Source organism: Sphaerospermopsis kisseleviana CS-549, from assembly GCF_028329225.1.
Lineage (GTDB): Bacteria > Cyanobacteriota > Cyanobacteriia > Cyanobacteriales > Nostocaceae > Sphaerospermopsis > Sphaerospermopsis kisseleviana.
The window spans coordinates 1-8955 of sequence record NZ_JAQMTI010000122.1; the positions used below are offsets into that span (position 1 = coordinate 1).

Annotated in this window: 7 protein-coding genes; 3 read left to right on the forward strand and 4 right to left on the reverse strand. The window is 39.8% G+C overall.

The window, feature by feature from the left end:
• Positions 1-69 precede the first annotated feature (69 nt).
• Positions 70-780 (reverse strand): tRNA (guanosine(37)-N1)-methyltransferase TrmD, encoded by a 711-nt coding sequence (trmD, locus tag PN497_RS10600; protein WP_096566846.1) that lies wholly within the window; start codon positions 778-780, stop codon positions 70-72.
• Between the two features lie 729 nt (positions 781-1509).
• Here trmD and PN497_RS10605 point away from each other — a divergent pair.
• The 3 genes from PN497_RS10605 to PN497_RS10615 all read left to right on the forward strand — a co-directional run bounded on the left by PN497_RS10605 (position 1510) and on the right by PN497_RS10615 (position 6011).
• On the forward strand, positions 1510-2373 hold the full coding sequence (locus PN497_RS10605; RefSeq protein ID WP_096572617.1) for a cyanophycinase: 864 nt from the start codon (positions 1510-1512) through the stop codon (positions 2371-2373).
• A gap of 170 nt (positions 2374-2543) precedes the next feature.
• The gene (gene cphA, locus PN497_RS10610) at positions 2544-5246 is read left to right on the forward strand and encodes a cyanophycin synthetase (protein ID WP_096566844.1); all 2703 of its coding nucleotides are present in this window, start codon (positions 2544-2546) and stop codon (positions 5244-5246) included.
• Positions 5247-5771: 525 nt separating this feature from the next.
• On the forward strand, positions 5772-6011 hold the full coding sequence (locus PN497_RS10615) for a hypothetical protein (RefSeq protein WP_096566842.1): 240 nt from the start codon (positions 5772-5774) through the stop codon (positions 6009-6011).
• Here the strand turns inward: PN497_RS10615 and PN497_RS10620 are convergent.
• The 3 genes from PN497_RS10620 to PN497_RS10630 form a co-directional block, all read right to left on the reverse strand.
• On the reverse strand, positions 5995-6156 hold the full coding sequence (locus tag PN497_RS10620; RefSeq protein WP_199291052.1) for a DUF6364 family protein: 162 nt from the start codon (positions 6154-6156) through the stop codon (positions 5995-5997). The two genes, PN497_RS10615 and PN497_RS10620, sit on opposite strands and share 17 nt — an antisense overlap.
• Positions 6157-6216: 60 nt before the next feature.
• Entirely contained in the window at positions 6217-7302 is a 1086-nt protein-coding gene (locus PN497_RS10625) for an RNA-binding domain-containing protein (protein ID WP_096566838.1), read from the reverse strand.
• 98 nt (positions 7303-7400) lie between these two features.
• A partial coding sequence (locus PN497_RS10630; protein WP_272110088.1) for an ATP-binding protein occupies positions 7401-8955 on the reverse strand: 1555 nt, incomplete at its 5' end.

Here is an 8955-nt window from a genome sequence, read left to right on the forward strand (position 1 = left end):
CCCCAGTCCCCAGTCACCAGTCACCAGTCACCAGTCCCCAGTCCCCAGTCCCCAGTCCCCAGTCACCAGTCACCAATCACCAGTCCCCTGTTCCCTCTCTTGTTGCCATTTTTGCAGCAAATCGGGACGACGGGAAGCGGTGCGTTGAATTTGTTGTTGAAAACGCCATTTGGCAATTTCCGCATGATTACCACTGAGTAGCACATTTGGGACTTTCCAACCGCGAAAATTGGCAGGACGGGTATACTGGGGAAAATCTAATAAACCTTCCTCAAAACTTTCAGCCTTGAGAGATTCTACCTTACCTACAGTTCCCGGTAGTAAGCGTACAACGCCATTTAATAACGCCATCGCCGGAATTTCGCCACCGGTGAGGATAAAATCACCCAAAGACACTTCACGAGTGACTAAATTTAGCACTCTTTCATCTACCCCTTCATAATGTCCACAAATCACCACCAATTGGTCATAATTTGTTGCTAATTCTCGCAGCAGGGGCTGATTTATTGTTTCACCTTGGGGACTCATCAAAATTACTTCTCGACGCGGTAAAATCGGCAAAGATTCCACAGATGCAAAAATCGGTTCAGGCTTCATCAGCATCCCCACACCACCGCCGTAGGGTTCATCATCTACCTTACGATGTTTATCTGTGGTAAAATCCCTGGGATTAACCAGATGTACTTCAGCAATCTGCTTGGCTAGGGCTTTGCCCAAAAGACCAGATCCCAGAACTGAACTAAAACTATCAGGAAAAAGTGTAACTATATCAAAACGCACAATAATTCGTATTTAATGACACTAAGATGAGATTGGGACATTTAACGTAAATTACCAATGAGGCACAAGGCACAAGACAGAAGGCACAAGACAGAAGGCACAAGGCACAAGGCACAAGGCAGAACGTAAATATTTCTCCCCATATTCCCATCTTTCTATCTTCCCCTCTTTATCCCATTAAGAGTTCCTGTGAAGTCAGGAGGAGGTAATACTAGAGATAAACCGTAGCTATAGTATCTAAAAATACCAGAATTCTTATCTTTTTGGTGGGAGCAAAAGTTTTTCTAATTACTTAATTTATGTTTAAATATTGTCACAACTAAATTTAAATTAATAATCCCACCAAAGTTAACAACTTCCAGGATGTATCGAGCCAGCTTCAGAAAAAAGAGTGTCAAGACCTGCTTTCGCCCCCAAAACTAAAGGGTAAACCCAGCCTGAAAGCACTATTTATTCTACCACTCTGGAATCAGCAGAAAGGTGAAAAACAAGGCGCTGGTGATGAGGAACAGTAACGGACATGACAGAACTTAAACTTCATCTGCGTTTAAGGAAAAGTTGGAGAGTCAAATTTAGCAACTCTGAAACTGATCACAAGTGTCCTCTTAAAAAAGCAAAGGGCGAAAAGAAACAGGCGACTAAACCTGATTAAATTCACAAGCCATTCGCCACAAGCCTGGGAAACCTTTAAAGGCGATGGTTCCTGAAGTTGTTGACCACAGAAACACAATGCAGCAATTAAAAGCTAAATCGCTGGAAATGAGGACACCCCAAGCAACTAAAACCGCCGTTCTAGTTATCGGAGGCGCAGAAGACAAAGTTCACGGACGCGAAATCTTGCGGACTTTTGTTGCTCGTGCTGGTGCTAGTAAGGCATATATTACAATTGTTCCATCTGCCTCCCGCGAACCAGCCATCATTGGTGGTCGGTATATTCGCATTTTTGAAGAAATGGGTGCGGAAAAGGTTGAGATTTTAGACATTCGTGAACGCGAACAATGCGACAACTCTCAAATTCAGGCATCCTTAGAAGCCTGTACTGGGGTCTTTTTAACAGGGGGAGATCAATTGCGCCTCTGTGGAGTTCTGTCAGATACACCGGCAATGGATATTATCCGCCAGCGGGTGCGAGCAGGACAACTGACTTTAGCAGGAACGAGTGCGGGGGCAGCAGTCATGGGACATCACATGATTGCAGGTGGAGGTAGTGGGGAAACGCCCAATCGTTCCCTGGTTGATATGGCCACAGGTTTAGGATTTATTCCTGAAGTTATCGTCGATCAACACTTTCACAACCGCAATCGGATGGGAAGATTGATTAGTGCGATCGCAGCCCATCCAGATCGTCTTGGTATTGGCATTGATGAAGATACTTGTGCTGTGTTTGAACGTGATGGTTGGTTGCAAGTATTAGGTAAAGGTAGCGTCACAATTGTTGACCCTACAGAACTTACCCATACTAACGAACACCATGTCAGTGCCAACGAACCATTGACTGTACATAATTTACGTCTACATATCCTCAGTTACGGAGATCGCTTTCATCTTTACCAACGTACTGTTTTACCCGCTGTGCATCGGATCTCCAGCTGACGGGATAGAGTATCTGAGGTTACACTGGTTGACCGCGCATTTATTTGTTGTTGCCAAAAAAATAGACAAATACTATCTAAAAAGAAAAAACTGTTTATAGTGAACAGTTTAGCGGTCAATTTCAGTAAGAAACTAGAATTTTGGTTCCGAATCTCCATCTACCTATTCCCATGAGAATCCTCAAGATCCAGACCTTACGCGGCCCAAACTATTGGAGCATTCGACGCCATAAACTAATCGTCATGCGCCTTGATTTGGAAAACCTTGCCGAAACACCCTCAAATCAAATCCCAGGCTTTTATGAAGGATTAGTTGAAGCCCTACCAAGTCTGGAGGGTCACTATTGTTCACCGGGCTGTCGTGGTGGTTTTCTGATGCGTGTACGAGAAGGCACCATGATGGGTCATATCGTAGAACACGTAGCTTTAGAACTCCAGGAACTAGCTGGAATGCACGTAGGTTTCGGCCGTACCCGTGAGACTGCCACTCCTGGAGTTTACCAGGTAGTGATTGAGTACCTAAATGAAGAAGCGGGACGTTATGCGGGACGTGCAGCAGTGCGGCTTTGTCAAAGCATTGTTGATCGGGGTCGTTATCCTAAAGCCGAGTTAGAGCAGGATATTCAAGACCTTAAAGACTTTTGGCGTGATGCTTCCCTTGGTCCTTCTACAGAAGCAATAGTCAAAGAAGCAGAAAAAAGAGGTATTCCTTGGATGCCTCTAGCCGCCAGGTTTCTGATTCAACTCGGCTATGGTGTGAATCAAAAACGGATGCAGGCCACAATGACCGATAAAACAGGCATTCTCGGTGTAGAATTAGCTTGTGATAAAGAAGCCACCAAACGCATCCTCGCTACCAATGGTGTACCAGTACCCAGAGGTACGGTGATTAACTTCTTGGATGATTTGGAAGAAGCCATTGAATATGTTGGCGGTTATCCTATAGTCATCAAACCTCTAGATGGCAATCATGGACGTGGTATCACCATTGATATCAGAAATTGGGATGAAGCTGAAGCAGGCTATGACGCGGCTAGACAGGTTTCCCGTTCTATTATTGTGGAACGGTATTATGTTGGGCGTGACCATCGGGTGTTAGTGGTAGATGGTAAAGTTGTAGCTGTAGCGGAACGAGTTCCCGCCCATGTAGTTGGTGATGGTAAATCCACTATTGCTGAATTGGTTGATGAAACCAACAAAGACCCGAATCGCGGTGAAGGTCATGATAATGTCCTGACTAAAATTGAGTTAGATCGTACCAGCTACCAGCTATTAGAAAGACAAGGTTACACCGTTAATAGTGTGCCTCCCAAGGGGCAAATTTGTTATCTGCGGGCAACGGCTAACCTGAGTACAGGTGGTATTGCTGTAGACCGTACCGACGAAATTCACCCGGAAAATGTCTGGTTAGCACAACGGGTAGTGAAAATTATCGGTTTGGATATTGCAGGTTTGGATGTCGTCACCACGGATATTAGCCGTCCGCTGAGAGAGATGGATGGTGTGATCGTGGAAGTTAACGCCGCCCCTGGTTTTCGGATGCACGTTGCTCCCAGTGTGGGTACTCCCCGCAATGTTGCCGGCGCAGTCATGGATATGCTGTTCCCCAACGAAAAACCGAGCCGTCTTCCTATCCTCAGTGTCACTGGTACTAATGGTAAAACTACTACAACTCGTCTGTTAGCACACATTTATAAGCAAACAGGTAAAGTTGTCGGTTATACCACAACAGATGGTACTTATATCGGTGATTTCTTGGTGGAAGCTGGAGATAACACTGGTCCTCAAAGCGCCCATGTGATCCTGCAAGATCCAACTGTGGAGGTGGCTGTATTAGAATCGGCACGGGGCGGTATTCTCCGTTCTGGGTTAGGTTTTGATGCGGCTAATGTGGGTGTGGTGTTAAATGTGGCTGCTGACCATTTAGGTATCGGTGATATTGATACCATTGAACAGTTAGCAAACCTGAAAAGTGTAGTTGCTGAAGCGGTGTTTCCTGATGGTTATGCAGTTCTCAATGCTGATGATCATCGTGTAGCAGCGATGGCAGAAAAAACAAAAGCCAATATTGCTTACTTCACCATGAATCCTGACTCGGAACTGGTGCGAAAGCACATCCAGAAGGGAGGAGTAGCGGCAGTATATGAAAATGGTTATCTGTCAATTGTTAAAGGCGATTGGACACATCGGATAGAAAGAGCAGAAAATATACCCTTAACAATGGGCGGAAAAGCGCCGTTTATGATTGCCAATGCTTTAGCAGCAAGTTTGGCAGCTTTTGTACAGAATGTGAGTATTGAACAAATTCGTTCTGGTTTGAGGACTTTCCGCGCTTCAGTGAGTCAAACACCAGGACGGATGAATTTGTTTAATTTGGGTAAATACCATGCTTTGGTAGATTATGCCCATAACCCTGCTAGTTATGAAGCTGTGGGATCTTTTGTTCGTAACTGGACAAGTGGACAGCGCATAGGTATAGTCGGGGGACCGGGCGATCGCCGGGATGAAGATTTTGTCATTCTGGGTAAATTAGCAGCTGATATTTTTGACTACATCATTGTTAAAGAAGATGATGACACTAGAGGTAGACCACGGGGATCAGCCGCAGATTTGATTATTCAAGGCATTAATCAGGCTAAACCTAATTGCCGTTATGAATCAATTCTGGATGAAACCCAAGCCATTAATAAAGGTTTGGATATGGCTCCTGATGGTAGTCTGGTGGTGATTTTACCGGAAAGTGTGAGTCGTGCTATTCGGTTGATTAAGGTGCGGGGTGTACAGGAAGAAATTCAGCCACAAAGCGCAAATACTACGATTAATGATTCCCAAAATGGGGTAGCACCTTCTTCCGTGGTTAATACCCTACTCTAATTTCCGGTAGGGATAATTTATGAATTGTCCCTACTGTTGATTTTTTTTTGTGTTATTAGTTCGTTGGGTTGTCGGTTTTTTTGTCTGAATCAGGATGTCTGGTTACTGAGCGACTTGTACTGAGCCTGTCCTGAGCGGTGTCGAAGGGCGATGTCGAAGGGCGGTGTCGAAGGGCGGTGTCGAAGGGCGGTGTCGAAGGGCGATGTCGAAGTAAGTCGAAGTACAGGATTTCAGGATTTTCAGGATGATCAAAGATATAAATTATATTATTGATTGTAGTGATTTTTTTGTCTGAATCAGGATGTCTGGTTACTGAGCGACTTGTACTGAGCCTGTCCTGAGCGATGTCGAAGGGCGCAGTCGAAGTAAGTCGAAGTACAGGATTTAAGGATTTACAGGATGGGAAAGGATATAAATTATGCTATTGATCGTAATGAATAGCAATCAGCATTACAAGAAGTTGAACGGCTTTTATTTAATAAAAATAGAACCACAGAAGAAGATGCTTTATATGATTTATTAGTAATGTTGGTAGAGAAATATGAAACTGAAAATCATCCTTTAGAACCTGCAAAACCTCTACAATTTTTACAATATTTGATGGAAGAAAGGGGAATGAATGAAGCAGATTTATTAAATATTTTAGGTCTTAAAGAAGGTGATCAGGAAGTCAATGCTATCCTTAGAGGTGATTGTAATATCAATGCAGAACAAGCTGAAGTTTTAGGTAAATATTTTCATGTTCCGTCTAAGTTATTTGTTTGATTATTGATAATTGGCGTTTATTTTCCATACGTTCACGCAGATAAAGATGAATTAATTTTACATAAGAAATGCCAGTTTCTTGAGCTATTTCTTCAAAGTATTCAATTACATCCTGTTCTAAATCAATTGTGACCTGTTTTTTCAACTGTTTAGAATAGGGATTTTTAATAGATTGAGAAAAATCATAATTTTCTCTTATATTATATCAACTCTTGATATTGTTTTTGTTCTGATTTAAACAAAATTCTACTGTTTCTGAAATATCAAGAGACTTTGAGGTATTACCCGCACGAATATAGAGTTCTGATTTTTTATCTTTACCTTGCATCACAGCTATTATATCTGATTTTCTGACATCAATTGCACATACTGTTTTACTTTGTATTGTCTCAAATCTAACTGTAACTAATGACATAAAGCCAGGACCAATGCGATCGCAAATCAGATTTACAATTGTTTGTTCAAATTGATCTAGAGAACCTTTGGAAAGTGTAGCCAAATCTTGCTCTAATCCAAAAATATTACCATCATCTTCAACTCCAATAATTAGCGTTCCACCTTCAGAATTGAGAAAAGCAGCAATAGTTTTAAGGACACTAAATTTTAAATCCTCATTTTTACGATTTTGTCTAACATCCCATTGCAAAGTGCTTTTATATTCTAATTTTGGACTTTCTGGTAATTTTATCAGTTGAGAAATTGGTTGTAAATCACCTATTTTTCTAATAGTAGTTAAAAACCGTCTTAATTTTCGTTCCTCAAGTAATTTGTTGAGGGTATCTTCATTATCTGCTGTTTCAATCACAGTTTTATTAATGACTGCAATATATTTACCCCAATAGTCTTTTTCTAAAAGTTCCAGATTTTCAGTTATCCATTGTTCATTGTGAACATTACCCCACCGATTAAAATATGTAATAGCTTCTTGGATAGAATCGTGGAGAGCATCAAAAACATTACCCCGCATGGTTTTAGAAATATAGTCCCATGCTTGCAATTTAAAAGCATTTCGACAATCTATCACATTATCATTAGCAGTGAGGATAATCACCACTGATGAAAGATTACGTGCTTTTACTTCTTCTAAAATCACAAATCCACTGTTATCTTGCTCCATTCGCATATCAGCAATTATGACATCAAAAGGATCACATAACTTTTCTGTTGCTTCAACTACACTAGAAGCAGTCTGAATCTGACGATAACCATAATCATTTAACCACTCTATAAGTTGAGTGAGGTAGCCAGAATTATCTTCCACCAATAGCAAATGAATATTTTTAGTCTGCATAATTCTATAATTTTCAGAGATTTAAAAATGACACAAAGCAAATTATACCATATTCCTAGTATAACCTGATAGTGTGACTTATATCAAATTTAACACAATTAAGTATTTTCGGTTTTTGTATAAGGAATATAGATTTTAAATCTAGCTCCTTTCCATCCAGTTTCTTGGATGTGTCCGTTCATCTGTGTTAATGTTTTGCGGATAATGAATAATCCTAAACCACTACCATGACCTTCACTAGCGGTAGTTTTTAAAGGTTGAAATATCCAATCTTTTTTATCTGGGGGAACTCCTTGACCATTATCATTAAACTCAATTAATAGATATTTTTGCTCACCAGGAATATTAGCACCACGGATTCCCGGAGGATTGATAATATCCTCTGTAGATATAGAGATGTTTAAATCTAGTTTTTTAGCATTGTGTTTGAGGGAATTTTCTACTAATTCATTTAAAATACTTTTGATCTTTTCTTCATCACCATTAAACTCTGAATCACCATTTTTAATATCCAGAGTAATAGAAGCATTATCAATATGAGGGTTAGCTTCCCATTTTTCAAATAGTTTTTTGATTTTAAAATGATGATTTTTAATTTTAATCCCTTCATTAATGGCTTTGAGATCATTAAGAGCAATTTGAGTAAATTCTAGTTGTGTTAATAGTTTCTCAAATTGCTTATAGTGAGGGTCATCAACAGCAAGTTTTCTCATTGCACGTCTAGTTTTAGACTCAATAATTGCTAACTGATTATTAACAAAATCAGAAATATCGTGAGCAGTTTTGGAAATAATTGCTATAATTTGCTCGTATTCATCATTAGCAATAGTGGAAATTTGGGATTTTTCTAATGCTCGACGACGGTTAACTTCTTCAAATACATCCTCAATATCATTAATAATACCTGTAAGTAAGGGATCTTCTGTTTGAGAAAAACGCAAAATCCGGTAAGCAATGCCTTTGAGAATACTGATTTCATTAGCAATTTTATGATAAATTGCTCGATTTAGTATTTCGGTGTCATTCACACCACTTTGATAATCAGATTTGACCATTTTAAAATATTCTTCTTCACTTAAATTTAGTGTCAACATTTCCATTGCTTGAGAATAGCGTGGTGATTCCTCAGCAATTTGTTGTAACATCTTCATAGCAGTTTCATTATAAGGATTATGAGCGAGAATACTTCTAGCACTGGATAGTATTGACTTCTCTTTATCATCTGAGTTAGCAAGTGCTAAGTTAAAATACTTATTTCCTTGTTCGTAAGATTGAAGACAATAATAAAGTCTTCCTAAAGTAATATGAATAACATTTATATGATATTGGGGGAGACTATCAAAATCTATCGCTTGCAGTTGAGATATGGCATCTGTGTATTTACCCAAATGTTCTAGACATCTAGCGTATATAAAAGATATGTAATTATTAGATTTTATTTGTAAAAATCTCTCAAAAATATCACAAGCTTTTTCATAATTTCCCGACTCAGCTAAGGCTTTACCATAGCTATTTAATGCTATTATATCATCAGGATTAATTTTTAAAGACCTCTCAAAAATATCACAAGCTTTTTCATAATTTCCCGACTCAGCTAAGGCTTTACCATAGCTAGTTAATGCTATTATATCATCAGGATTAATTTTTAAAGAC